Genomic DNA, 23,332 nt, shown 5'->3' on the forward strand with positions numbered 1-23,332 from the left:
GGGCGACAGCGACGGCCGGTACCGACGAGGGCCGGGCGCCCCCTCCACGGGAGACACCCGGCCCTCGCCCCTCAGTCCTCGTCCGGCGCCGGGGGGTTGCCGAGGAGCGCCTGGATCGCGTCCACCGCGCTGCCGTCGTGGTCGCTGCCCGCGTCGCCCTTGCCGGTCTGCACATTGGCCGTGCGGTCGACCTCCAGCCAGGAATCGGCGTGCGAGTTGTCGACCAGGGTGACCAGGCTGTTGTCGGCGAGCGCCGGGGCGGCGCCCGCGCCGAGGAAGGCCGCGGTGAGCGCGGCCGCCGTGCCGATCCCGGCGGCCCTCACACGCCCACGCTCTCGGGGGCGAGCCGCTCGCGCGCGATGTTCCGCTCCAGCAGGGTGGTGGACGCCTGCACGCCGATCCCGCTCGCCGGGTCCACCACGGGCAGCCGGCCGTCGGCGGCCTTCAGCCCGGTGAGCGCCGAGTCCATCGCCTCGTGCGCGGCGAACAGGCAGGGCGTGCTGTAGATGGCGACGTCCACGCCGAAGTCGGAGAGCTCGCCGAGGGAGAGGCGGGGCGACTTGCCGCCGGCGATCTGGTTGAACAGCAGCGGCTTGCCGCCGACGACCTCCCGGATGCGCTTGATCCACTCCACGCTGCGCACCCCGTCGACCAGCACCACGTCCGCGTCGGTCGCGGCGAGCCGCTCGGCGCGGTGCAGGATGTCGTGCTCGTCCGTCGCGTCGGTGCGGGCGACGACCACCAGGTCCTTGCGGGTCTCCAGGACCTGGTTCAGCTTCTCCAGGTACTCCTCCAGCGGCAGCACCTGCTTGCCGTCGGCGTGGCCGCAGCGGCGGGGCCGCTTCTGGTCCTCCAGGATCACGCCGGAGGCGCCGATGCGCTCCAGGTGCTCGACGACGTGGCAGGCGACCTCGGGATCGACGTACCCGTCGTCGATGTCCACGAGGAGGTGGTGGTGCGGGAACGCGCCCCGCAGCCGCTGGACGAAGGCCACCATGTCGGGCCAGGCGATGAATCCGATGTCCGGCAGGCCGTAGTACGAGGCGGCGAAGCCGAATCCGGAGACGAACATACCGTCGTAGTGCTTGGCCGCGATCGACGCCGAATACATGTCGTAGACGCCGATCAGCGGTGTGGTTCCGGGCCCGGCGATGCGGTCGCGCAGCTTCTTACCGTGGGTCACGGTCCGGCTCCTTCTGTGGGTACGGCACAGCGGCGAGGGCCGCCGCCCCTCAATGCTCTTTACCAATCCAAGAGCATCTCTAGGTACTCACATTGACTTGCCATGACGCCAGCTTTACTCACTGGAATGGCGCAATCCGTTCACCGCAGAAACGTCACTTGAGGGGCCGGACAGCCCAGCGGATTCCGCCGTCCAGGTGAGGGGACGCCGGGATCGCGGCGGGGCGGCGCGGGCGGGTCCGAGCCCGCCGCGAGGGCGGCGACGGCGGCCGGTTCGGAGCCGTGGCGGCGGCCGGTGGTGCGCGTGCGGAGGGGGCGGCGGAGGAGGTACGGGGGCCTGCGGTGACCTGATGATGCCGGTCTACGTCAACTGGCCCGGGTGGTGCGGTCGATGCGGGCCGTGCGCGTGTGACGGCCTTGAACGGCACGGCCGTTGACCGTAGCCTCCCGCGGGGTGAACGCCATTCCCGCGCACCTGGACCACCTTGTCCTCGCCACCCCCGATCTGGCCGCGTCCGTCGCCGAGTTCGCGCGGCGCACCGGGGTGACTCCCGCGCCCGGCGGCGCGCACCTCGGCCACGGCACCCGGAACCATCTGGTGGGGCTCGGCGGCCGGGCCTATCTGGAGATCGTCGGCCCGGACCCGGAGCAGCCGGCACCGGTCGGTGAACGGCCGTTCGGGGTGGACCGGTTGCCCGGGCCCCGGGTGCTGACGTGGGCGATCAGCCCGCCGGACCTGGACGAGACGATCGCGGCGGCCCGGGCGCGGGGCTACGACCCGGGGCCCGCGCACGCGATGAGCCGCCGCACCCCGGGCGGGGAACTGCTGCGGTGGCGGCTGACCGGCGGCGAGCCGGCGCATCCCTCGGGTCTGGTGCCGTTCCTGATCGACTGGGGCGACTCGTGCCACCCCGCCGACTCGGGTCTGCCGCTCACCCCGCTGCTCGGGGTGTTTGCGACCGTGCCGGGACCGGAGGAGGTGCGCGGCCCGCTGGCGGCCCTGGGCACCGGGCTCGACCTGGCCGAGGGGCCGGTGGCGCTCCGCTTCACCGTGGACACGCCCCGGGGGCCGGTCACGTTCGGCTGAACCGGGGCGGGTGTCCGTGCCGGGGCCCGGTCGACCGGAGCCGCGTCGCCGGGCCGGGCCGGGGCCGGGACGCCGGGCCCGTTCACCACTGCCGGTAAGAGCTCTCGATCACCACTGCCGGTAAGGGTTCTCGCCACTCCCGTCGCCGGGGATATGGGGGCCGCCGCCGTTACCCGGGAACCAGGGGAAGCCATCGTCGGCGCGCGGGCCCGGGCCGTTCGCCGGCCGGGGCCCGGCGCCGTTCCGCTGCGGGCCGTCGCCCCGCTCCCCGTCCCCGTGCTCCGCCTTCTCCCCCTGCTCTGCCTTCTCGCCCTTCTCCTCCTTGGGTGTCACCCGCCGGTGCGCCCCATGGCCGCCCCACGCGGGCCCCCGCAGCCGCGAGGTGACGTCCTCCGGCGGCAGGAAGCGCGACCAGCGTTCGGGGAACTCGGAGGGCATGTCCGGGTCGTCGGGGTCGTCGGGGTCGTCAGGGTTGTCGGGGTCGTACGGGAGGTTCTCCCGCGCCGCCGTGGCCCGGGCGACGTACTCGGCGACCTGCGCGTGCCGCACCCGCTCGTTGGCCTCGCGCGCGGCGGCCGTCGCGGCGGCCGGCCAGACCCGGTCGATCGCGGCGTTGACCGCCGCGCCGACCAGCACGGCGAAGGCGGACACCCCGATCCAGAGCATGACGGCGACGGACGCGGCCAGGGAGCCGTAGATCGTGGCGCCCTCGATGGTGTGCACGAGGTAGATGCGCAGCAGGAAGCTGCCGAGGACCCACATCGCGAGGGCGACCAGCGCGCCGGGCACGTCCTCGATCCAGGGCGAGCGCACCGGCACGGACACGTGGTAGAGCGTGGTCAGGAAGACGATGGACAGGACGATGACGACCGGCCAGTACAGGACCTGTACGACCGTCTCCGACCAGGGCACCACCCGGACCACCGCGTCCGGGCCCGCGACCATCAGCGGCAGCGCCACCGAGCCGATCAGCAGGGCCACGATGAAGAGGACGAAGGACATGATCCGGGTGCGCACGATGCCCCGGACGCCGTCGAGGCCGTACATGACGGTGATGGTGTCGATGAAGACGTTCACCGCGCGGGACCCCGACCACAGGGCGAACAGGAAGCCGAGGGAGATGACGTCGGGCCGGCCGCCCTTGATGACGTCGTGCAGGATCGGTTCGGTGATCTCCTTGACGCCCTTGTCGGACAGGACGGTCCGGGAGGCTTCCAGGAGGTTGGTCTCCAGGCTGCCGATGGTGTGCGCGCCGGTCCAGGTGTCGACGTAGGCGAGCAGCCCGATGAGGCAGAGCAGCAGCGGGGGCACCGACAGCAGGGTGAAGAACGCGGCCTCGGCGGCGAGGCCGAGGATGCGGTACTCCATGCAGGAGTTGACGGTGTCCTTGAGCAGCAGCCAGGCGGTCCTGCGCTTGGATACGTTCCGGTAGAGAGCGCGGGCCCGGTGGAGCCGTCCGGCCGACCGTTCGGGGGAATCACTTGCTGGCTGCACGACCCAAAGGTATCCGCAGCGAGCGCCCCTCCTCACCTCACGGGGCGTTCCGTCGGGCGCCCGCGCACGACCCGCACCCGGCTGTCCCGTTTCCTCCCGTCGCCCGGCCACCCTGTGTCACCCTGGAGGCCCGCATCGCCGCCGTTCCGGGTAGGTTCGCAAGCATGGCAGGCTTCTCCACCCACACCGTGACGAACCAGCCGCCCCCACTGGCCGGCCACGACCTCTTCGCCACCGACCGCGCGCTGGTGGACGCCGTCGATCGGCACACACCGGACGAGCTGCGCGGCGAGGTGCGCGCGGAGCTGTCCGCGCTGGGGCGGGCCGGGGGTTCGGCGCAGCTCCAGGAGTGGAGCAGACAGGCGGACGAGCAGCCGCCCCGCCTGCGCACCCATGACCGGTACGGCCACCGGATCGACGAGGTGGAGTTCCACCCGGCCTGGCACCGGCTGCTCGGCAAGGGCGTCTCGGCCGGGCTGACCGGCGCCTGGACCCGGCCCGCCGGCCATGTGCGCAGGGCGGCCGGGTTCCTGCTCTGGACCCAGGTCGAGGCGGGCACCTGCTGTCCGCTGTCCATGACCCACGCGGCCGTGCCCGCGCTGCGCGCCGATCCCGCGCTCGCCGCGCTCTGGGAGCCGCGGGTGACCTCCACGGTGTACGACCCCGAGCTGCGGCCCGCCGCGCGCAAGCCCGGCGCGCTGTTCGGGATGGGCCTGACCGAGAAGCAGGGCGGCAGCGACCTGCGCGCGAACAGCACGCTGGCCCGTCCGCTCGCCCAGGAGGGCGCCTACGCGCTCACCGGGCACAAGTGGTTCTGCTCCGCCCCGATGTCGGACGCCTTCCTGGTGCTGGCGCAGGCGTCCGAGGGCCTGACCTGCTTCCTGGTGCCGCGCGTCCTGGACGACGGCACGCGCAATGTGTTCCTGCTCCAGCGGCTCAAGGACAAGCTGGGCAACCGCTCCAACGCCTCCGCCGAGGTCGAGTTCGACGGCACCTGGGCGCGCCGGGTCGGCGAGGAGGGGCGCGGGGTGCGCGCCGTCATCGGGATGGTCGCGGCGAGCCGGCTGGACTGCGTGCTCGGCTCGGCGGGCCTGATGCGGCAGGCGGTGGCGCAGGCGGTGCACCACTGCGCGTACCGCGAGGCGTTCGGCGGGCGGCTGCTGGACAAGCCGCTGATGCGCACGGTGCTCGCGGACCTCGCGCTGGAGTCGGAGGCGGCGACCGCGCTGGCGCTGCGGCTGGCGGCGGCGTACGACGACGGGAGCGAGCGGGAGCGCGCCTTCCTGCGGCTCGCGGTGCCGGCCGCCAAGTACTGGATCACCAAGCGGTGCGCGCCCCTGGTGGTCGAGGCCGCCGAGTGCCTGGGCGGCAACGGGTACGTGGAAGAGTCGGGGATGCCCCGGCTGGTGCGCGAGTCGCCGCTCAACTCCGTGTGGGAGGGCGCCGGGAACGTGCAGGCGCTCGATGTGCTGCGGGCGCTGCAACGGGAGCCGGCGGCGCTGGACGCGTGTCTGACCGAGATCGGGCGGGCGCACGGCGCCGACCACCGGCTGGACCGCGCGGTGAAGGACCTGTTCACCGAACTCGCCGATCTGGAGGGCGCGGAGGGCCGGGCGCGGCGGCTGGCAGAGCGGCTCGCGGTGGTGCTCCAGGGCTCCCTGCTGGTGCGGCACGCGCCGCCGGCGGTCGCGGACGCCTTCTGCGCCTCCCGGCTCGGCGGCGACCACGGCGGCACCTTCGGCACGCTGCCGGGGGCCTGGATCTGGCGTCGGTGGTGGAGCGGGCGCGGCCGGTCGCCTGAATCACCGTGGCCGCTCGCGGACTTCGGCGCTCTGGCCGAAATGCGCCGGTGACCGGCCGGGGGTGGTGCCGCGCCGACACGGCACCACCCCCGCCACCCGGGCCATGTGCGGCCCGTGGACGCCACGCGGGGCGTACTGGTCAAGTCTCGACCGGGAGGCGGCGGTTCACCAGGGTTGCAGGGGGTTGCAACTCGTCGGCGCACCTGCGCGAAGTCTGTGCCTCCGGCCTGCCCGGCCCGGCAGTATGTGAGGGACGACCGGCCGAAAAGCGCTCTTCGGGCGGCTGGAAGAATGTGTACGACCCTCTTCTCCGGGAGGAGAACCCCTGGTGAACCCGCCGATGAACGTGGCGCGCCTGGCCGCCGTGGACGCGACGCGGGCGGCACGGGTGCTGAGCGAGGTGCGCGAGGCCGCGCTCGCCGGGCAGCGTGTGCCGCTCGCGCCGCGGCCGGTGATCGAGCAGTCCTGGGGGCGGATGCTGCGCGGCGGCGTCGACCCGGACCGCGACGTCAGATCCGGGCTGCTGCCCGCGGACGAGGTGCGCAGACGGCGCGAGGAGTCGCCGCTGCGGCATGTGCTGCCGGTGCTGCGCGAGGGGCTGCTTTCGGTCGCGGACGTCGCCCAGCACATCATGGTCGTCGCCGACGCGGACGGGCGGGTGCTGTGGCGTGAGGGGTCGCCGCCGGTGCTGCGCAAGGCGGACGCGCTCGGGTTCGAACTGGGCGCGGACTGGCGGGAGGACGTCGTCGGCACCAACGGGGTGGGCACCCCGGCGGTCGTCCGGCGGCCGGTCCAGGTGTTCGCCGCCGAGCACTTCGTCCGGTCGCACACCTCCTGGACGTGCACGGGGGCGCCGATCACGGATCCGCGGGACGGCCGGCTGCTCGGCGTGGTGGATGTGAGCGGCCCGCTGGAGACCATGCATCCGGCCACCCTCTCCTGGGTGGACGCGGTGGCGAAGCTCGCCGAGGCCCGGCTGCGGGAGCTGCATCTGGGCTCGCTGGAGCGGCTGCGGGCGATCGCGGCACCGGTGCTGGCCCGGCTGGACGGGCGGGCGCTGGTGGTGGACCGGGACGGCTGGACGGCGGCGGTGACCGGGATGCCGTACCTGGGGCGGGTGGCGCTGCCCAAGTCGCTGGTGCCGGGCCGCCGGTGGCTGCCCTCGCTCGGCTGGTGCGCGGCGGAACCGCTCGGCGGGGGCTGGCTGCTGCGCGCCGACGGGGAGCCGGGTACGGCGGCCGCCTCCCGCGTCGTACTGGACCTGTCCCGGCCGGAGCGCGCCGCGGTGACCGTGTCGGCGTCCGGCCCGGGGGGCGCCTGGTCGCGGGAACTGAGCCCGCGCCACGCCGAGTTGCTGTTCCTGCTGACCGAACACCCGGACGGGCGGGGGGCGGCGGAGCTGGCCGGGGACCTCTTCCAGGACCCGTCACGCACGGTGACGGTGCGGGCGGAGATGTCGCGTATCCGGCGCTATCTCGGGGGACTTCTCCAGCATCGGCCGTATCGTTTCTCTGATGCGGCCGACGTCGAGGTCGTCCTCCCCGAGGACCCCCGTGACCTGCTGCCCCGTTCCACCGCGGCGGTGGTGGCGCACCGGCGGACGGCCCCGCCGGCCAAGCGGCCGCGACCCGCGTGACGGCGGGGGCACGGGGCTTCCGACGTGACTTCCGGGTATTTGCGGGGTCTTCGCCCTGCGCGGACCGTTACTGCCGTAGCATCCCCTACGGGCCCGACCGCGGTGTCAACGCAACGATCGGCGGGCGCAGTTGACCCGCCTCGGCCGGGGGCCGGGGGGACGGCGCGCGCCGGAGCGAAAGGGCCCTGAAGAGGGGACGACATGAAGCAACGCGGCAGACATCGTCGGCGCAGGCGGGGCGCGGCCCTGCGCGCCGCGCTGACCGGGACCGCGCTGGCGCTGACCGCGGCCGCCACCCTGATCAGCACCTCCCAGGCGCAGGTCACCGAGCGCCCCGGCGCGCTCAAGCCGCTCACCTCCCCCGCGGACACCGGCCGGCTGCGGCTGCGCGAGAGCCTGGTGCCCGCGCGCACCCTGGACACCCTGGCCGCCTCGATGGGCCGGCCGGTCGGCATGGACACCGTGCTGGCCGACACCGACCGCACCCTGCGCGAGGGATCCGGCTGCGACGACACCGACCGCGCCTCGCTGCCGGTGGCGCCCTCGCCCAGCCGCGCCTGGTGCTGGGACCCGGCCGACACCGGTGCCGCGGGCTGGCGGCCCGCCTCGGTGACCACGTCCGGGGACGCCGGCGACGGCGCGGTGCGGGGCACCCACCGGGTGGTCCTCAGCGGCTGGACCCACAGCACCCGCACCGGCCCGAGCGCCGAGCGGGGCCTCGCCCGGGTCGCCTTCGTGGACGCCGACGATCCGGACCGCCCCGTCTACCGCTGGGTGCTGCTGGTGGTGCCGGTGGACGGGGGCCGCGACTACCGGGGCCTGGGCTCCCGGGTCTCCTCCATGGTCTGGTACCGGGACAAGCTGCTGGTCACCGCCGGCCGGGGCGGCTCCGCCGCGCTCTATGTGTACGACCTCGGCCGGATCGAGCGCGCCACCGTCGACGGGCCCGCGATCGGCCGGGTGCGCGGCGGCTGGTCCGCCGACGGGTACGGCTATGTGATGCCCGCGATCGGCAGCTACCGCTACACCGCGGGCCGCTGCTCCGCCGACGGGCCGCCCTGCCCGAGCGCGCTCGCCCTGGACGCGGGCACGGCACCGGCCGGCCTGGTCGCCGCGGAGTGGACCTCCCCCGGCAGTGAGCGCCCCGCGCGGCTGTGGCGGTACGCGTTCAGCACCGACCCGCGCCGCGCCGGGCTGCTCGCCACCGACGCGGAGGGCCGGGCGGAGGCGGTGGAGGAGTACCGGACGAAGGTGACCGGCATCCGGGGCGTCCTGTCGTACCGGGCGCCCGGCGCCCCGCGCACGTCCTGGTATGTGGGACGGCTGCCCGGTTCGCAAGACGGGCACGGGGGGCTGTGGCGGCAGGACACCCGGGGCGCGAAGGCGGCTCGGTGCGGCGCGGACGCCACCCACCGCTGCTGGGCCGAGTCCGCGGGCTCCCTGTCGTACGACGGGGAGACCGGTGACGTGTGGTCGCTGTCCGACCGGATGCTGTTCACGGTGCCGCTGACGGAACTGGACCGGTCGCTGGGCTGAGCCGCCGGGCTCCGCCCCGGCCCGGCCTCGTGCCAAGGGGGCCGGTCGATCGACAGACACCCGGGCGGGATGATTCTCTGGCCCGCATGAGCAGCGTCCCTGTCACCACCTGGTACCTGGAGCAGACGTCCCCGGCCGATCTGCTGCCCGCCGCCGCGCCCGAGGACGAGGTGCGGATCGTACGGGCCGAGGTGCCCTCCCCCGAGTTCAACCGCTTCCTCTACACGGCCGTCGGCGGGGACATCCGCTGGACCGACCGGCTGGGCTGGCCGTACGCGCGCTGGCAGGAGCTGCTGGAGGGGCCCGGTGTCGAGACCTGGGTGGCGTACGACCGCGGCACGCCGGCCGGCTTCCTGGAGCTGGCGGCGCAGGACGAGGGCGCCGTGGAGATCCTCTACTTCGGGCTGCTCCCCGCCTTCCGCGGCCGCGGCATCGGCGGGCATCTGCTGGCCCGGGGCACCGCGCGCGCCTGGGACCTCGCCGAGCGCTGGCCGGGGCTGGCGCCGACGAAGCGGGTATGGCTGCACACGTGCGACAAGGACGGCGAGTTCGCCATGGCCAACTACCAGCGGCGCGGCTTCACGCTGTACGACACCCGGGTGGAGCTGGAGCCGGAGGTGTCCGACCCGGGCCCCTGGCCGGGTGCGTACCCTGCCTGACCTGCCCGGACAAGCCTCCCCGCGACGCATGTGAGGCAACACACCCTTGTCCCGCGATGCGAGACAAGGGTGTCCACATGATGGAAGAAGCTGGACTCTGTCCAGATCGCCGTGACACGCTGCCGTCATGCCTGGAACTGGAATTGCCTTGGTGAGTCGGCGGCACGTCGACCTCGGCCGCATGTCCAGCGCCATCTGTCCGGCGAGCTGACTCTTACAGCACCCCGTTCCCCCTCCCCGCTCGACCGCTGCCCGCACCCGGCCCCCATCCCCCGCCGTGTGTGCGCTTTTGCGCAGGTCAGAGCCATTTCAACGCCGCTTCTCCCTGTCCGCAGCCTGTCCGAAGGACGTAGTAACCATGGCCGCCTCCCCACAGAACCCCGCCGCCTCCGCGCCCCGCCGCAAGGTGAGCCGTCACCGCGGTGAGGGCCAGTGGGCCCAGGGCCACCTCACGCCGCTGAACGGCAACGAGCAGTTCAAGAAGGACGACGACGGTCTCAACGTACGGACACGTATTGAGACGATCTACTCCCAGCGCGGCTTCGACTCCATCGACCCGAACGATCTGCGCGGCCGGATGCGCTGGTGGGGCCTGTACACCCAGCGCAAGCCCGGGATCGACGGCGGCAAGACCGCGATCCTGGAGCCGGAGGAGCTGGACGACGAGTACTTCATGCTGCGGGTGCGGATCGACGGCGGCCGGTTGACCACCGGGCAGCTGCGGGTGATCGGCGAGGTCTCCCAGGAGTTCGCGCGCGGCACCGCCGACATCACCGACCGGCAGAACATCCAGCTGCACTGGGTCCGTATCGAGGACGTGCCGGAGATCTGGCGGCGGCTCGAGGAGGTCGGCCTGTCCACCACCGAGGCGTGCGGTGACACGCCCCGCGTGATCCTCGGCTCCCCGGTCGCGGGCATCGCCGAGGACGAGATCATCGACGGCACCCCCGCCATCGAGGAGATCCACCGCCGGGTCATCGGCAACCCGGCGTACTCGAACCTTCCGCGCAAGTTCAAGTCCGCGATCTCCGGCTCGCCGCTGCTCGACGTGGCGCACGAGATCAACGACATCGCGTTCGTCGGGGTCGAACACCCCGAGCACGGCCCCGGTTTCGACCTGTGGGTCGGCGGCGGGCTCTCCACCAACCCGAAGATCGGTGTGCGGCTGGGCGCCTGGGTGCCGCTGGCGGAGGTCGCCGACGTCCACGAGGGCGTCATCTCGATCTTCCGCGACTACGGCTACCGGCGGCTGCGCAACCGGGCCCGGCTGAAGTTCCTGGTCGCCGACTGGGGCGCGGAGAAGTTCCGGCAGGTGCTGGAGGACGAGTACCTCGGGCGCAAGCTGACCGACGGGCCGGCGCCCGAGCAGCCGGTGCGGCGCTGGCGCGACCACGTCGGGGTGCACCGGCAGCGGGACGGCCGCTTCTACGTCGGGTTCGCGCCGCGCGTCGGCCGGGTCGACGGCACCACGCTGGCCAAGATCGCCGAGGTCGCCGAGGCGCACGGCTCGGGGCGGGTGCGCACCACCGTCGAGCAGAAGATGATCGTGCTGGACGTCGAGCAGGACCAGGTCGAGCCGCTGTCCTCGGCCCTGGAGGCGCTCGGCCTCACCGTCTCCCCGTCCACGTTCCGGCGCGGCACCATGGCCTGCACCGGCATCGAGTTCTGCAAGCTCGCCATCGTGGAGACCAAGGCGCGCGGCAGCTCCCTGATCGACGAACTGGAGCGCCGGCTCCCCGAGTTCGACGAGCCGCTGACCATCAACCTCAACGGCTGCCCGAACGCCTGCGCCCGTATCCAGGTCGCCGACATCGGTCTCAAGGGCCAGCTGGTCCTGGACGACGACGGCAACCAGGTCGAGGGCTACCAGGTGCACCTGGGCGGCGCGCTCGGCCTGGAGGCGGGCTTCGGCCGCAAGGTGCGCGGTCTGAAGGTCACCTCGGACGAGCTGCCCGACTACATCGAGCGGGTGCTGCGGCGCTATCTGGCCGAGCGCGCGGACGGCGAGCGGTTCGCCGTCTGGGCGGCCCGCGCCCCCGAGGAGGCCCTGTCGTGAGCGAGCGCGCGGCGCCCTTCCACTGCCCCTACTGCGGCGACGAGGACCTGCGGCCCAGCGAGCAGGGCCACGGCGCCTGGGAGTGCGGGGCGTGCAACCGGGCGTTCCAGCTGAAGTTCCTCGGACTGCTCGCGCGGGGACTGCGCCGGGCCGACGACCAAGAGGGCGAGCGGACATGACGACCGATCAGAAGCCGCGTACCGACGACGAGTCGCGGGAGCTCGCCGAGCGCGCCGGACGGGAGCTGGAGGACGCCTCCGCCCTGGAGATCCTGCGCTGGGCGGTGGACACGTTCGGCGAGGGGTTCTGCGTCACCTCCTCGATGGAGGACGCCGTGGTCGCCCATCTCGCCTCCCGGGTGCGCCCGGGCGTGGACGTGGTCTTCCTGGACACCGGCTACCACTTCCCGGAGACCATCGGCACCCGGGACGCCGTGGCGGCGGTGATGGACGTCAACGTCCGCACCCTCACGCCCCGGCAGACGGTGGCCGAGCAGGACGCCGAGTACGGCCCGGGGCTGCACGACCGCGACCCCGACCTGTGCTGCGCCCTGCGCAAGGTGCGCCCCCTGGAGGAGGGCCTGGCGGACTACCGGGCATGGGCGACCGGGCTGCGCCGCGACGAGTCCCCGACCCGGGCGGACACCCCGGTGGTCGGCTGGGACGAGAAGCGGCACAAGGTCAAGGTCTCCCCCATCGCCCGCTGGACCCAGGAGGACGTGGACGCCTATGTCGCCGAACACGGCGTCCTCACCAACCCGTTGCTGATGGACGGCTACGCCTCCATCGGCTGCGCCCCCTGCACCCGCCGGGTCCTGGAGGGCGAGGACGCGCGCGCCGGACGCTGGGCGGGACGCGCCAAGACCGAGTGCGGGCTGCACGGATGACGCTCCCCCAGGCACACACAAAGACACAGACACAGACACAGACACAGACACCGTCTCGGACTCAGGAGAACGACGTGACCACCGGAGCCACCGTCTGGCTCACGGGTCTGCCGAGCGCCGGCAAGACCACCATCGCACGGGAACTGGCGGACCGGCTGCGTGCCGGGGGCCGCCGGGTCGAGGTGCTCGACGGCGACGAGATCCGCGAGTTCCTCTCCGCGGGCCTCGGCTTCTCCCGGCAGGACCGGCACACGAATGTGCGGCGCATCGGCTTCGTCGCCGAACTGCTCGCCCGCAACGGTGTGCTGACCCTCGTACCGGTGATCGCGCCGTACGCGGACAGCCGGGACGCCGTGCGCGAGCGGCACGAGGAGAACGCCACCCCGTATCTGGAGGTGCATGTGGCGACGCCCGTCGAGGTGTGCAGCGTCCGCGATGTGAAGGGGCTGTACGCCAAGCAGGCCGCGGGCGAACTGACCGGGCTGACCGGGGTGGACGACCCGTACGAGGAGCCCGCCGAACCCGACCTGCGCATCGAGTCGCAGCACCAGAGTGTGCAGGAATCCGCGGCCGCCGTGTCCGCGCTGCTCAGCGAGAGGGGACTGATATGACCACGCTCGCCGAGGTGCAGGGCGGTACGGACAGCCCGTACGCCCTGTCGCACCTGGACGCGCTGGAGTCCGAGGCCGTGCACATCTTCCGTGAGGTGGCGGGCGAGTTCGAGAACCCGGTGATCCTGTTCTCCGGGGGCAAGGACTCGATCGTCATGCTGCACCTCGCGCTGAAGGCGTTCGCGCCGGCCGCGGTGCCGTTCTCGCTGCTGCACGTGGACACCGGGCACAACTTCCCCGAGGTGCTGGAGTACCGGGACCGCGCGGTCGAGCGGCACGGGCTGCGCCTCCATGTGGCCTCCGTGCAGGACTACATCGACCGGGGGGTGCTCAAGGAGCGCCCGGACGGCACCCGCAACCCGCTCCAGACGCTGCCGCTGACCGAGAAGATCCGCTCGGAGAGGTTCGACGCGGTCTTCGGCGGCGGGCGCCGGGACGAGGAGAAGGCCCGCGCGAAGGAGCGGGTGTTCTCGCTGCGCGACGAGTTCTCCCAGTGGGACCCGCGCCGCCAGCGCCCCGAGCTGTGGAACCTGTACAACGGCCGGCACGCGCCCGGTGAGCACGTCCGGGTGTTCCCGCTGTCGAACTGGACCGAGCTGGACGTGTGGCAGTACATCGCCCGCGAGGGCATCGCGCTGCCGCGGATCTACTTCGCGCACGAGCGCGAGGTGTTCCAGCGGGCCGGGATGTGGCTGACGGCCGGCGACTGGGGCGGTCCGCGCGAGGACGAACCGGTCGTCCGGCGCCTGGTGCGCTACCGCACCGTCGGTGACATGTCCTGCACCGGCGCCGTCGACTCCGACGCGACGACCCTGGACGCCGTCATCGCGGAGATCGCCGCCTCCCGGCTCACCGAGCGGGGCGCGACCCGCGCCGACGACAAGCTGTCCGAGGCCGCGATGGAAGACCGCAAGCGCGAGGGGTACTTCTGACCATGACCACGACCACCGAGGCGCTGGCGGCGACCGCCACGCTGCTCAGGTTCGCCACCGCCGGCTCCGTCGACGACGGCAAGTCCACCCTGGTCGGCCGGCTGCTGCACGACTCCAAGTCGGTGCTCACCGACCAGCTGGAGGCCGTGGAGCGGGCGTCGGCGAGCCGCGGGCAGGACGGCCCCGATCTCGCGCTGCTCACCGACGGGCTGCGCGCCGAGCGGGAACAGGGCATCACGATCGACGTGGCGTACCGCTACTTCGCCACGCCCCGGCGGCGGTTCATCCTCGCCGACACCCCCGGCCATGTGCAGTACACCCGCAACATGGTCACCGGCGCCTCCACCGCCGAACTGACGGTGATCCTGGTCGACGCCCGCAACGGCGTGGTCGAGCAGACCCGCAGGCATGCCGCGATCGCCGCCCTGCTGCGCGTCCCGCACGTGGTGCTGGCCGTCAACAAGATGGACCTGGTCGGCTACCGGGAGCCGGTCTTCGCGGCGATCGCCGAGGAATTCACCGCCTACGCCACCGAGTTGGGCATCCCCGAGGTCACCGCGATCCCGATCTCCGCGCTCGCCGGGGACAACGTGGTGGAGCCGTCCGCGCGCATGGACTGGTACGGCGGCCCCACCGTCCTTGAGCACCTGGAGACCGTCCCGGTCAGCCACGACCTGGCGCACTGCCACGCCCGGCTGCCCGTGCAGTACGTGATCCGGCCACAGAGCGCCGAGCACCCCGACTACCGGGGTTATGCGGGCCAGATCGCCGCGGGCAGCTTCCGGGTCGGCGAGCAGGTCACGGTGCTGCCGTCCGGGCGGACCACCACGATCTCCGGCATCGACCTGCTGGGCGAGCCGGTCGACGTCGCCTGGACCACCCAGTCCGTGACCCTGCTGCTGGCCGACGACATCGACGTCTCGCGCGGCGATCTGATCGTGCCGACCAAGGACGCGCCGCCGACCACGCAGGACGTGGAGGCGACGGTGTGCCATGTCGCCGACGCCGCGCTGACCGTCGGCCACCGGGTGCTGCTCAAGCACGGCACCCGGACCGTCAAGGCGATCGTCAAGGACATCCCGTCCCGGCTCACCCTGGACGATCTGTCCCTGCACCCGCACCCCGGGCTGCTCGCCGCCAACGACATCGGCCGGGTGAAGATCCGTACCGCCGAACCGCTGCCCGTCGACGCCTACGCCGACTCGCGCCGCACCGGCTCCTTCATCCTGATCGACCCCGCCGACGGCACCACCCTCACCGCGGGCATGGTCGGCGAGTCCTTCGCCGCGCCGGAGCCCGTCAAGGACGCGGCCGACGACGACGGCTGGGACTTCTGAGCATGAACGCATCCGATGTCTACTCCACGTTCGCGAAGGAGGGCGGCCGCGTCGGCAGCGGTGCCCTCGGCAGCGGACAGGGCGGGGTCGGGCGATGTGTGCGCTGACGTACGCGCACCGCTCGCGCGCCCTCACCCCCCACAGACGAAGACCTGCCGACCTCCCGGCCACGACCTGAGAGACCGTGACCCGCCGGGCCAACGAGAGGAACACCTCCCGTGCCTGCCATCAACTCCCCGTTCCTGCGCCGCTCGATAGCCGCGCTCGCCGCTCTGCCACTGCTCACGCTCGCCGCGTGCGGCTACGGCTCCGACGCCAAGAGCGACGACACCGCCAAGGTCGCCGCCGGGGCCAAGAAGATCGACGGTCTCGGCTCCGTCAAGATCGGCTACTTCCCGAACCTGACGCACGGCACCGCGCTGGTGGGCCGGGAGCAGGGCCTGTTCCAGAAGGAACTGGGCGCCACCAAGGCCGACTACGCCACCTTCAACGCCGGGCCCTCCGAGATCGAGGCGCTGAACTCCGGCTCCATCGACATCGGCTGGATCGGCCCGTCCCCGGCGATCAACGGCTACACCAAGTCCGACGGCAAGTCCCTGAAGATCATCGGCGGTTCGGCGTCCGGCGGGGTGAAGCTGGTCGTCGACCCGAAGAAGATCACGTCCCTGAAGGACGTCAAGGGCAAGAGGATCGCCACCCCGCAGCTGGGCAACACCCAGGACGTGGCGTTCCTCAACTGGGCCGCGGAGCAGGGCTGGAAGGTCGACCCGCAGAGCGGCAAGGGCGATGTCACGGTCGTCCGCAGCGACAACAAGGTGACCCCGGACGCCTTCAAGTCCCACTCCATCGACGGCGCGTGGGTGCCGGAGCCGACCGCGTCCAAGCTGGTCGCCGAGGGCGGCAAGGTGCTCCTGGACGAGTCCTCGCTGTGGCCGGGCAACAAGTTCGTGATCACCAACATCATCGTGCGCCAGGCGTTCCTCAAGGAGCACCCGAAGGCGGTCGAGGCGGTCCTGAAGGCGTCCGTCGAGGCCAACAAGTGGATCAACGCCAACCCGGAGCAGGCGAAGCAGGCCGCGAACAAGCAGCTCGCGGACGACTCCGGCAAGGCGCTGCCGGCCAAGGTGCTCGACCCGGCCTGGAAGTCGGTGCAGTTCACCGACGACCCGCTGGCCGCCACCCTCGACACCGAGGCCGCGCACGCGGTCAAGGCCGGGCTGCTCAAGAAGCCGGACCTCAAGGGGATCTACGACCTGACGATCCTCGACAAGGTGCTCAAGGCCCAGGGCGCGAGCCCGGTCGACGCCGCCGGCCTCGGCACCAGCTGACGCCCGCCCGAAGACGTCCCAGGAGGTGACGACCATGGCCACGACCCTCGCCAAGGCCGCGCGGTCGGTGGAGTACGCCGCACGCCTTGAGCATGTCTCGAAGTCCTTCGCCACGCCGGGCGGCTCCCAGCTCGTGCTGGACGACATCAGCCTCGATGTCGCGCCCGGCGAGTTCGTCACCCTCCTGGGCGCCTCGGGCTGCGGCAAGTCCACGCTGCTCAATCTGGTGGCGGGCCTGGACGAGCCCACCACCGGCGCCATCCGCACCGACGGCCGTCCCGCGCTGATGTTCCAGGAACACGCCCTGTTCCCCTGGCTGACCGCCGGCAAGAACATCGAACTCGCTCTCAAACTCAGGGGAGTTCCCCGCCCCGAGCGGCGCGGCAAGGCCGAGGAACTCCTCGGACTCGTCCGCCTCCAGGGCGCGTACGGCAAGCGGGTGCACGAACTGTCCGGCGGTATGCGCCAGCGGGTCGCGCTGGCCCGGGCGCTCGCCCAGGAGAGCCGACTGCTGCTGATGGACGAGCCGTTCGCGGCCCTGGACGCCATCACCCGGGACGTGCTGCACGACGAGCTGACCCGGATCTGGTCGGAGACCGGCGTCTCGGTACTGTTCGTCACCCACAATGTGCGCGAGGCCGTGCGGCTCGCCCAGCGGGTCGTGCTGCTGTCCTCCCGGCCGGGCCGGGTGGCCCGCGAATGGGAGGTCGGCATCCCGCAGCCGCGCCGCATCGAGGACGCGCCCGTGGCGGAACTGTCCCTGGAGATCACCGAAGTACTGCGTGGGGAGATCCGCCGCCATGGCCAGCACTGACACCACCACCACCGACGCCCCGGCCCCGGGCAGCGTGGAGGCGGGCCTCGACGCGCTGGAGACCGCCCCCTCGGGCCGTACACCGTTCCGCAGGACCCTGGTCGACAAGATCCTGCCGCCGGTCGCCGCGATCGCCGTCGTCCTCCTGGTGTGGCAGGGCCTGATCACCCTGAAGATCGTGGACGACCCGACCAAGCTGCCCACGCCGGGCGCGGTCTGGGGCGCCTTCCGCGACGACTGGCTCCAGGGCAAGCTGCTCGGCTACATCTGGACGTCCGTCTCGCGCGGTCTGCTCGGCTTCTGCCTCGCCCTGGTGATCGGCACCCCGCTGGGGCTGCTGGTGGCCCGGGTGAAGTTCGTGCGCGCCGCGATCGGGCCCATCCTGTCCGGCCTCCAGTCGCTGCCCTCGGTCGCCTGGGTGCCCCCGGCCGTGATCTGGCTGGGCCTGGACAACTCCATGATGTACACGGTGATCCTGCTCGGCGCGGTGCCGTCCATCGCCAACGGGCTGGTGTCCGGCGTGGACCAGGTGCCCCCGCTGTTCCTGCGCGCGGGCCGTACGCTCGGCGCCACCGGGGTCAAGGGCACCTGGCACATCACCCTGCCGGCCGCGCTGCCCGGCTATGTGGCGGGCATGAAGCAGGGCTGGGCCTTCTCCTGGCGCTCCCTGATGGCCGCCGAGATCATCGCGAACTTCCCCGACCTGGGCACCGGCCTCGGCCAGCTCCTGGAGAACGCCCGTACGGCCAGCGACATGGCCATGGTGTTCGAGGCCATCCTGCTGATCCTGTTCGTCGGCATCGCCATCGACCTGCTGATCTTCAGTCCGCTGGAGCGGTGGGTGCTGCGCAGCCGCGGCCTGCTGGTGAAAGGCTGATCCGTATGGCAGCGCCCGTGCTCCTCGTCATCGCCCACGGCAGCCGCGACCCGCGGCACGCCGCCACCGTGCACGCCCTGGTGGAGCGGGTGCGCGCGCAGCGCCCCGGGCTGCGCGTGGAGACCGGCTTCCTCGACTTCAACGTGCCGTCCGTCCACGGTGTGCTCAAGTCCCTGGCGGCGGAGGGCGTCCGGGACGTGGTGGCGCTGCCGCTGCTGCTCACCCGTGCCTTCCACGCGAAGTCCGACATCCCGGCGGTGCTGCGGGCGGCGCCCGCGCGGCTGCGGATACGGCAGGCGGAGGTGCTCGGCCCGTCGCCGCTGCTGCTCACGGCGCTGGAGCGACGGCTGTACGAGGCCGGGCTCAGCCCCGCCGACAAGTCCTCGACCGGGGTCGTGCTGGCCTCGGCGGGGTCCAGCGACCCGGAGGCGATCGCGGTGATCGCCGATATCGCGCGGGAGTGGTGGCACACCGGTTGGTGCGCCGTGCGGCCCGCGTTCGCCTCCGCCCGGCTGCCGCGCACCGAGGACGCCGTACGGGAACTGCACGCGCTCGGCTGCGCACGGGTCGCCGTCGCGCCGTACGTCCTCGCGCCCGGCTTCCTGCCGGACCGGATCGCGCGCGGCGCGGCCGGGGCGGACGTCCTCGCCGAGGTGCTGGGGCCCGCGCCGGAGGTGGCCCGGCTGCTGCTGCGCCGGTACGACGCGGCGTGCCGCCCGGCGCTCCAGGCGCTCGGCGCCTAAGGAGTTTCGTGCGAGGGCCGCCGCCGGGCGCGGCCCGCGGTCACAGTCCGAGAGCCTGCACCAGCTGCCGGGTGTAGGCGAGACTGGCGGTGCCGGCCGACGCCCCGATGCAGATGTCGTCCAGGGCGGAGCGGATGCGGCCGCGGTTGGGCGGCAGTCCGTCGTCGGCGGACTCCGCGAACGCCGCCTCGATGATCTGGCCCTGCCGGACGAGCCCGGGGCACTCCCTGCGCAGCGCCTCGGTGAGCCGGGCGGAGACCGCGATCAGGGCCGGCAGCGGCGGGGTGCCGTGGGTCAGGTCGAGGCCGACGAACTCACCGTACTGTCCAGGTCCGTTGGGGTGTCCGTAGTCGTAGGTGCTCATGTCCAGTCCTCGCTCGTGGATCGGAGGTAGGCCGAAAATCGCCACTCCCGCGGGTGGCCGGTCGTCCGTCGACGACCCCGGACGCGCGAGCGGAACGGCGTGCGCACGCTCCGGCGCGGGGATGGGCGGTGTCCTTCCGGCCGTCCGGCGTGCTTCACCCTAGGGACAGCGGGACGGAGTTGTCGCGTTGTTCGCGGAGCCGTCCCCGTACGAGTGAGGACCGTGGTACAAGCCGTCGCGGTCCGGCGTTCCCCTGTGACGTCGGACCGCGACGGCACTCCGTTCTGCGCCCCGGGAGCCCCAGGTGTCACAGAGGAAGACCAAGTCGGGTACGCACAGGGTCGGTTATCGGCCACTGCGGCGAGGTCCCTTCGAACTCCGGTTCAGCACAAGCGGAGTTCGGCGGCGGTTCAGGCCGACGCCGCCCGCGCCTCGTCGGCCAGCCGGACCAGCTCGGCCGGCGGCAGTGAGCCCGCCGCCCGGCGTTCCCGGGCGAAGGCGCCGGCGAGGCGCTGAAGGAGTTCGTTCAGCGGCGCGGGCATGCCGTGCAGCCGCCCGAGCAGGGCGATCTCGCCGTTGAGGTAGTCCGCCTCGATGCTGCCGGTGCCGCGCGCGAGGGACTGCCAGGAGGAGCCGCCGCCGCGCGGGGCCCCGTCCAGCGGGACCAGGGTCACCTTGTCGCCGCGCACCGCGCGCTGCTCCTCGGCGCTCGCGTGGGCGATCCCGGCGGCGGCCAGCACGGCCTCCCCCTCGGCCCGTACCCGTGCGTGCAGTTCCTCGGCGGCCGTGCCCTCGATGGGGCCGCTCAGGGCCTCCTGGGCGTTGGCGAGGTTGCTGAGCAGCTTGGCGTACTGCCAGCGGGCCACGTCCGGCACGACCGGCGCCTCGAAGTGCGCGGCGGCGAGGTCGGCGGCGATCCGCCGGGCGGTGTCGTCGGTACCGCCCTCGGCGCGGCCCAGATGGAGGATGCCGGTGAGCGGGGCGCCCGGGGCGGAGACGACGCCGGGCTCCACGAAGGTGGAGGGCAGCCAGACGCAGACGCCGTACACCCGGCGGAAGCGGCGCAGCGCGATCCGGGGGCTCTCCACGCCGTTCTGGAGGCAGAGCAGCGGCAGCCGTTCGGCGGCGGTGCCGCCGCCGGCCACCGGGGCGGGCGCCCAGGCGTCCAGCGCGGCCGCGGTGTCCTGGGTCTTCACGGCGAGCAGCAGGACGTCGTCCGGGCGCAACGCGCCGAGCCGCTCCGGGCCCTCGACGGCCGGCAGCCGGTACGTCAGCTCCCCCTCGGGGACGCGCAGCCGCAGCCCGTGCTCGCCGAGTGCCCTCAGATGTCCGCCGCGGGCGACGAGGACGACCTCGCGTCCGGCCTGGGCCAGCCGTCCGCCGACGGCCCCGCCGACCGCTCCCGCTCCGATCACGATGTAGCGCATGGACCCGATCCCATCACACGCGATCACGCCGGGGGCGCGGTCAGCTCGGCGAGTTTCACCACGGTGTTCCAGTTCCGGCTGGTGCCGACCAGGTCCGTGGCGGCCCGCAGGCGGCCCAGCGCCTCGGCGAGCCTGGAGCGGCCGAGGCCGTCGGGGGCGTACAGGTACAGGCAGCGGTCGCCGAGGCGGAACTCCTCGGGGAGGTGGGCGACTTGGTCGAGGTGGGCGTAGCGGTCGGGGGTGACGGGGCCGGAGAAGTAGGTCACGTGCAGCTGCCGGGCCTCCAGTTCGGCGGCCGGGAAGGGGCAGGCGCGGACCACCTCGGCCAGATAGGCGTGGTCGCGTACCAGCACGTCCACCGGGAAGCCGAAGCGTTCCTCGATCGCCCGGGCCAACTCCCCCGCCAGCGACTCCTCGTCGCCCCGGCCGGTGGTGAACACGGCCTGCCCGCTCTGGAGATGGGTGCGGACGCCGGTGTGGCCGAGGGTGCCGAGCAGGGCGCGCAGGTCGGCCATCGGGAGCTTCCGCTTCCCGCCCACGTTGATCCCGCGCAACAGCGCCGCATAGGTCGTCACACGGTCAGCTTAGAACGGCCGTCGTGCCCCGTGGGGGCGGGCACGACGGCCGGGGCCCGGCCCCGAGGGGGGCGGGCTGCGCGAAACAATGCCGGTTCGGCGGGGGCCGGATCAACCTCTGCACACAGCTGTGACTTGTTCAACAAGCTTTCGTAATCACAAAGTGGATCTCTGACGGCGGAACGGACATCCCATGACGCCCGGCGGGGTCCGGTCCCGCGCGGATGGGAGACTGACCGGGGGAAACGGCGGGCGCCGGCGCCCCGGGAACGGCTCGGCGAAGACGGCGGCACGGAGAGGCACCACGATGGACGAGGCACGGGCGCGGGACGTACTGGCCGCGGCGGGCGTGCCCGCGGCGGGGGCCGGGGACGCGGTGCTGCTCGCGCTCGGCGAGAACGCGGTGTTCGCCGCCGGCGACCTGGTCGTGAAGGTGGGGCGGGACGCCGAGCTGCTGGAGCGCGCCCGGCGTGAGCTGGCCGTCGCCGGGTGGCTCGCCGAGGCGGGCGTGCCGGCGGTGCGGGCGGCCGAGCCGGAGCCGCGGCTGGCCGAGGGGCATCCGGTGACGGTGTGGCACCGGCTGCCGGACGCCGTACGCCCCGCCGAGCCGCGTGATCTGGCCGGGCTGCTGCGCCTGGTGCACGCCCTGCCCGCGGCGCCGTTCGCGCTGCCGCCGCGTGAGCTGCTGGGCGGCGTGGAGCGCTGGCTGCGGCTCGCGGGCGAGGCGGTCGACCCCGAGGACGCGGCCTATCTGCGGGCGCGCCGGGACGGCTTCGCGGCGGCCGCGGCGGCGCTGACGCCCCGTCTGGCGCCGGGTCCCATCCACGGTGACGCGCTGGCGCGCAATGTCCACATCGGGCCCGAGGGTCCGGCCCTGGTGGACCTGGAGACCTTCTCCGCGGATCTGCGCGAGCACGACCTGGTGGTGATGGCCCTGTCCCGCGACCGGTACGGGCTGCCCGCCGCGTCGTACGACGCCTTCACCGCGACCTACGGCTGGGACGTGCGCGAGTGGGAGGGCTGCTCGGTGCTGCGCGGCGCCCGCGAGACGGCCAGCTGCGCCTGGGTCGCCCAGCACGCGCCCGGCAATCCGAAGGCCCTCGCGGAGTTCCGCCGCCGGGTGGCGTCGCTGCGGGACGGGGACGAGTCGGTGCGCTGGTACCCCTTCTGATCCCACCGGCCGGACGGCCCGCGTCCGAGCCGCCGGACGCCTCGCGTCACACCGTCTCGGGTGTCAGCTCCCGCAGCGGCCACAGCCCGTCCACCACCGCCGCCCCGTCCCCCTTGCGGCGCAGGAACTCCTGGAAGTCGGCCGCCCATTCGGCGTACCACTCGATCTGCCGGCGGTGCAGTTCGGCCGGGCCGAGCGCGGCGATCTTGGGGTGGCGGACGGCTATCGCGGCGGCCAGGCGGGCGGCGGCGAGGGCGTCCGCGGACGCGTTGTGCGCCGCGTCCAGGACGACGCCGTACTCGGCGCAGACCGCTTCCAGATTCCGCTTGCCGCGGCGGTAGCGGTCCGCCCGGCGGTCGATGGTGTACGGGTCGATCACCGGCGCGGGGGCCGCCCCGCCGAGGCGGTCGGCGAGGGACGGCAGCCGGTGGCGGCGCAGTTCGGCGGCGAGCAGGGTGAGGTCGAAGGCCGCGTTGTAGGCGACGACCGGGACGCCCGTCTTCCAGTACGACACCAGGGCCTCGGCGATGGCGTCGGCGACCCGGTCCGCGGGTGCGCCCTCGGCCGCCGCCCGTTCATTGCTGATCCCGTGCACGGCGACCGCGTCGGCCGGGATCTTGACGCCCGGATCGGCCAGCCACTCCCGGTGGCCCAGCGGCTCACCGGCCCTGACCTCGATCACCGCGCCGGTGACGATGCGTGCCTCGCGCGGATCCGTGCCGGTCGTCTCCAGGTCGAAGCCGACCAGCAGCTCTTGGTGCCAGCCCATGGGCGGTCCCCCTTCTTCATGGTGCGTTCCCCCAGTGGTCTCCACC

The 23,332-nt window shown here is 73.1% G+C and carries 23 protein-coding genes and 1 pseudogene; 17 read left to right on the top strand and 7 right to left on the bottom strand.

The window, feature by feature from the left end:
* Nucleotides 1-71: 71 nt before the first annotated feature.
* Entirely contained in the window at nt 72-323 is a 252-nt protein-coding gene (locus tag GHR20_RS08125) for a hypothetical protein (protein ID WP_194858838.1), read from the bottom strand.
* Entirely contained in the window at nt 320-1,183 is an 864-nt protein-coding gene (locus GHR20_RS08130) for an isocitrate lyase/PEP mutase family protein (protein ID WP_153812782.1), read from the bottom strand. The genes GHR20_RS08125 and GHR20_RS08130 overlap by 4 nt, the downstream gene beginning before the upstream one ends.
* A 453-nt stretch (nt 1,184-1,636) precedes the next feature.
* Here GHR20_RS08130 and GHR20_RS08135 point away from each other — a divergent pair, with 453 nt between their 5' ends.
* Nucleotides 1,637-2,269, top strand: a complete 633-nt coding sequence (locus GHR20_RS08135) for a VOC family protein (protein ID WP_153812783.1) — start codon at nt 1,637-1,639, stop codon at nt 2,267-2,269.
* Between the two features lie 108 nt (nt 2,270-2,377).
* Here the strand turns inward: GHR20_RS08135 and GHR20_RS08140 are convergent, their stop codons facing one another.
* Nucleotides 2,378-3,763, bottom strand: coding sequence for a YihY/virulence factor BrkB family protein (locus tag GHR20_RS08140; protein WP_243877978.1), 1,386 nt, complete (start codon nt 3,761-3,763; stop codon nt 2,378-2,380).
* A 164-nt stretch (nt 3,764-3,927) separates the two neighbouring features.
* Between GHR20_RS08140 and GHR20_RS08145 the strand changes: the two are divergent.
* The 15 genes and pseudogenes from GHR20_RS08145 to GHR20_RS08215 all read left to right on the top strand — a co-directional run bounded on the left by GHR20_RS08145 (nt 3,928) and on the right by GHR20_RS08215 (nt 18,980).
* Nucleotides 3,928-5,564 (top strand): annotated as a pseudogene (locus GHR20_RS08145) (acyl-CoA dehydrogenase family protein).
* Between the two features lie 326 nt (nt 5,565-5,890).
* Entirely contained in the window at nt 5,891-7,201 is a 1,311-nt protein-coding gene (locus tag GHR20_RS08150) for a GAF domain-containing protein (RefSeq protein WP_153812784.1), read from the top strand.
* Between the two features lie 201 nt (nt 7,202-7,402).
* Nucleotides 7,403-8,737: a hypothetical protein gene (locus GHR20_RS08155; RefSeq protein ID WP_153812785.1), complete on the top strand. Its 1,335-nt coding sequence runs from the start codon at nt 7,403-7,405 to the stop codon at nt 8,735-8,737.
* A gap of 86 nt (nt 8,738-8,823) precedes the next feature.
* The gene (locus GHR20_RS08160) at nt 8,824-9,396 is read left to right on the top strand and encodes a GNAT family N-acetyltransferase (protein WP_153812786.1); all 573 of its coding nucleotides are present in this window, start codon (nt 8,824-8,826) and stop codon (nt 9,394-9,396) included.
* A gap of 127 nt (nt 9,397-9,523) precedes the next feature.
* Nucleotides 9,524-9,607, top strand: a complete 84-nt coding sequence (locus GHR20_RS38290; protein ID WP_310739661.1) for a putative leader peptide — start codon at nt 9,524-9,526, stop codon at nt 9,605-9,607.
* Nucleotides 9,608-9,754: 147 nt separating this feature from the next.
* Nucleotides 9,755-11,452, top strand: coding sequence for a nitrite/sulfite reductase (locus tag GHR20_RS08165; protein WP_153812787.1), 1,698 nt, complete (start codon nt 9,755-9,757; stop codon nt 11,450-11,452).
* Nucleotides 11,449-11,631 (top strand): hypothetical protein, encoded by a 183-nt coding sequence (locus GHR20_RS08170; protein ID WP_153812788.1) that lies wholly within the window; start codon nt 11,449-11,451, stop codon nt 11,629-11,631. The genes GHR20_RS08165 and GHR20_RS08170 overlap by 4 nt, the downstream gene beginning before the upstream one ends.
* Nucleotides 11,628-12,338, top strand: coding sequence for a phosphoadenylyl-sulfate reductase (locus tag GHR20_RS08175; protein ID WP_153812789.1), 711 nt, complete (start codon nt 11,628-11,630; stop codon nt 12,336-12,338). The genes GHR20_RS08170 and GHR20_RS08175 overlap by 4 nt, the downstream gene beginning before the upstream one ends.
* Nucleotides 12,335-12,949 (top strand): adenylyl-sulfate kinase, encoded by a 615-nt coding sequence (gene cysC, locus GHR20_RS08180; protein ID WP_153812790.1) that lies wholly within the window; start codon nt 12,335-12,337, stop codon nt 12,947-12,949. The genes GHR20_RS08175 and cysC overlap by 4 nt, the downstream gene beginning before the upstream one ends.
* Nucleotides 12,946-13,881 (top strand): sulfate adenylyltransferase subunit CysD, encoded by a 936-nt coding sequence (cysD, locus tag GHR20_RS08185; RefSeq protein ID WP_153812791.1) that lies wholly within the window; start codon nt 12,946-12,948, stop codon nt 13,879-13,881. The genes cysC and cysD overlap by 4 nt, the downstream gene beginning before the upstream one ends.
* 2 nt (nt 13,882-13,883) lie before the next feature.
* Nucleotides 13,884-15,218: a GTP-binding protein gene (locus GHR20_RS08190; RefSeq protein ID WP_153812792.1), complete on the top strand. Its 1,335-nt coding sequence runs from the start codon at nt 13,884-13,886 to the stop codon at nt 15,216-15,218.
* Nucleotides 15,219-15,436: 218 nt separating this feature from the next.
* Nucleotides 15,437-16,546: an aliphatic sulfonate ABC transporter substrate-binding protein gene (locus tag GHR20_RS08200; RefSeq protein ID WP_153812794.1), complete on the top strand. Its 1,110-nt coding sequence runs from the start codon at nt 15,437-15,439 to the stop codon at nt 16,544-16,546.
* Between the two features lie 34 nt (nt 16,547-16,580).
* The gene (locus tag GHR20_RS08205; protein ID WP_111581072.1) at nt 16,581-17,360 is read left to right on the top strand and encodes an ABC transporter ATP-binding protein; all 780 of its coding nucleotides are present in this window, start codon (nt 16,581-16,583) and stop codon (nt 17,358-17,360) included.
* Nucleotides 17,347-18,237 (top strand): ABC transporter permease, encoded by an 891-nt coding sequence (locus GHR20_RS08210; RefSeq protein WP_153812795.1) that lies wholly within the window; start codon nt 17,347-17,349, stop codon nt 18,235-18,237. The genes GHR20_RS08205 and GHR20_RS08210 overlap by 14 nt, the downstream gene beginning before the upstream one ends.
* Nucleotides 18,238-18,242: 5 nt before the next feature.
* Nucleotides 18,243-18,980 (top strand): sirohydrochlorin chelatase, encoded by a 738-nt coding sequence (locus tag GHR20_RS08215; protein ID WP_153812796.1) that lies wholly within the window; start codon nt 18,243-18,245, stop codon nt 18,978-18,980.
* Between the two features lie 40 nt (nt 18,981-19,020).
* Here GHR20_RS08215 and GHR20_RS08220 read toward each other — a convergent pair whose 3' ends face one another.
* The 3 genes from GHR20_RS08220 to GHR20_RS08230 form a co-directional block, all read right to left on the bottom strand.
* Nucleotides 19,021-19,344, bottom strand: a complete 324-nt coding sequence (locus GHR20_RS08220; protein WP_111581069.1) for a hypothetical protein — start codon at nt 19,342-19,344, stop codon at nt 19,021-19,023.
* Nucleotides 19,345-19,754: 410 nt separating this feature from the next.
* Nucleotides 19,755-20,771: a 2-dehydropantoate 2-reductase N-terminal domain-containing protein gene (locus GHR20_RS08225; protein ID WP_153812797.1), complete on the bottom strand. Its 1,017-nt coding sequence runs from the start codon at nt 20,769-20,771 to the stop codon at nt 19,755-19,757.
* Nucleotides 20,772-20,794: 23 nt separating this feature from the next.
* Entirely contained in the window at nt 20,795-21,346 is a 552-nt protein-coding gene (locus GHR20_RS08230; protein WP_153812798.1) for a DUF1697 domain-containing protein, read from the bottom strand.
* A 307-nt stretch (nt 21,347-21,653) separates the two neighbouring features.
* On the opposite strand from GHR20_RS08230, the gene GHR20_RS08235 reads away from it, so the two are divergent.
* Complete coding sequence (locus GHR20_RS08235; protein WP_153812799.1) at nt 21,654-22,517, top strand: aminoglycoside phosphotransferase family protein; 864 nt, start codon at nt 21,654-21,656, stop codon at nt 22,515-22,517.
* Nucleotides 22,518-22,563: 46 nt separating this feature from the next.
* Here the strand turns inward: GHR20_RS08235 and GHR20_RS08240 are convergent, their stop codons facing one another.
* Entirely contained in the window at nt 22,564-23,286 is a 723-nt protein-coding gene (locus GHR20_RS08240; protein WP_153812800.1) for a 3'-5' exonuclease, read from the bottom strand.
* Nucleotides 23,287-23,332: the final 46 nt, after the last annotated feature.

This window comes from Streptomyces sp. SUK 48 (assembly GCF_009650765.1).
Classification (GTDB): Bacteria; Actinomycetota; Actinomycetes; order Streptomycetales; family Streptomycetaceae; genus Streptomyces.

Excerpts from the sequence above, each read along its gene's own strand:
- GHR20_RS08160 (WP_153812786.1), top strand. The coding sequence starts at position 8,824 with ATGAGCAGCGTCCCTGTCACCACCTGGTACCTGGAGCAGACGTCCCCG.
- GHR20_RS08210 (WP_153812795.1), top strand. The coding sequence starts at position 17,347 with ATGGCCAGCACTGACACCACCACCACCGACGCCCCGGCCCCGGGCAGC.
- GHR20_RS08220 (WP_111581069.1), bottom strand. The coding sequence starts at position 19,344 with ATGAGCACCTACGACTACGGACACCCCAACGGACCTGGACAGTACGGT.
- GHR20_RS08190 (WP_153812792.1), top strand. The coding sequence starts at position 13,884 with ATGACCACGACCACCGAGGCGCTGGCGGCGACCGCCACGCTGCTCAGG.
- GHR20_RS08225 (WP_153812797.1), bottom strand. The coding sequence starts at position 20,771 with ATGCGCTACATCGTGATCGGAGCGGGAGCGGTCGGCGGGGCCGTCGGC.
- GHR20_RS38290 (WP_310739661.1), top strand. The coding sequence starts at position 9,524 with ATGCCTGGAACTGGAATTGCCTTGGTGAGTCGGCGGCACGTCGACCTC.
- GHR20_RS08155 (WP_153812785.1), top strand. The coding sequence starts at position 7,403 with ATGAAGCAACGCGGCAGACATCGTCGGCGCAGGCGGGGCGCGGCCCTG.
- cysC (WP_153812790.1), top strand. The coding sequence starts at position 12,335 with ATGACGCTCCCCCAGGCACACACAAAGACACAGACACAGACACAGACA.
- GHR20_RS08205 (WP_111581072.1), top strand. The coding sequence starts at position 16,581 with ATGGCCACGACCCTCGCCAAGGCCGCGCGGTCGGTGGAGTACGCCGCA.
- GHR20_RS08165 (WP_153812787.1), top strand. The coding sequence starts at position 9,755 with ATGGCCGCCTCCCCACAGAACCCCGCCGCCTCCGCGCCCCGCCGCAAG.
- cysD (WP_153812791.1), top strand. The coding sequence starts at position 12,946 with ATGACCACGCTCGCCGAGGTGCAGGGCGGTACGGACAGCCCGTACGCC.
- GHR20_RS08240 (WP_153812800.1), bottom strand. The coding sequence starts at position 23,286 with ATGGGCTGGCACCAAGAGCTGCTGGTCGGCTTCGACCTGGAGACGACC.
- GHR20_RS08235 (WP_153812799.1), top strand. The coding sequence starts at position 21,654 with ATGGACGAGGCACGGGCGCGGGACGTACTGGCCGCGGCGGGCGTGCCC.
- GHR20_RS08215 (WP_153812796.1), top strand. The coding sequence starts at position 18,243 with ATGGCAGCGCCCGTGCTCCTCGTCATCGCCCACGGCAGCCGCGACCCG.
- GHR20_RS08175 (WP_153812789.1), top strand. The coding sequence starts at position 11,628 with ATGACGACCGATCAGAAGCCGCGTACCGACGACGAGTCGCGGGAGCTC.